The organism is Achromobacter sp. 2789STDY5608621, from assembly GCF_001299375.1.
Classification (GTDB): domain Bacteria; phylum Pseudomonadota; class Gammaproteobacteria; order Burkholderiales; family Burkholderiaceae_B; genus Achromobacter; species Achromobacter insuavis.
In genome coordinates this window covers 7,568-8,093 of the sequence record NZ_CYTU01000091.1, presented here as the reverse complement: position 1 = coordinate 8,093, position 526 = coordinate 7,568, and the positions used below count along the sequence as shown (strand labels likewise).

Annotated in this window: 1 protein-coding gene and 1 pseudogene; both read left to right on the top strand. The window is 76.2% G+C overall.

Going from position 1 to position 526, the window contains the following annotated elements; genetic code table 11:
- Positions 1 to 335: nucleotide-binding domain containing protein (locus tag AOZ53_RS32785; protein ID WP_304439208.1), on the top strand; the 335-nt coding region annotated here is incomplete at its 5' end.
- A pseudogene (locus tag AOZ53_RS34905) lies at positions 332 to 526 on the top strand (4-hydroxythreonine-4-phosphate dehydrogenase PdxA); the annotation flags it as partial. The gene AOZ53_RS32785 and the pseudogene AOZ53_RS34905, both read left to right, overlap by 4 nt.

The window sequence follows — 526 nt, the reverse complement described above, 5'->3', positions numbered from 1 at the left end:
AGATCGCCGCGGACGCCGGGCTGGCCTGCCTGATGGCGCCCGGCTCGCCCCAGGCCGATCCGGCCGCGGTGCTGGCGGCGCTGGCGCGGCAGGCGACGCTGGCGCTGGCGCGGCACCGCTTCGACGGCCTGATCGCGACCGGCGGCGACACCCTGGCGGCGCTGCTCGACGCGCTGGCCATCGACACATTTACCTTGACCTGCGAACTGGCGCCCGGCTTTCCCGCCGGGACCGCCGCGTGCGCGGGTCGGCAACTGGCGATCGCCATGAAGGCGGGCGGCTTCGGCGGCCCCGAGGCCTTGCGCGACGCCGCCTGGAGACTGCTGTGCCGATGAATCCTTCCCGCGCGGGCGCCGACCTGCCCGCGCCCGCCTTGCCCCTGGCCATCACCCTGGGCGACCCCGCCGGCATCGGGCCGGAGATCGTCGCCAAGACGCTGCTGTTGCCGGGTTACGCCGAGCGCTGCGTGGCGGTGGGCGATCCCGCCGTCATGGCGCGCGCGTTGGCGCCGCTGGGCGCGGCCGAA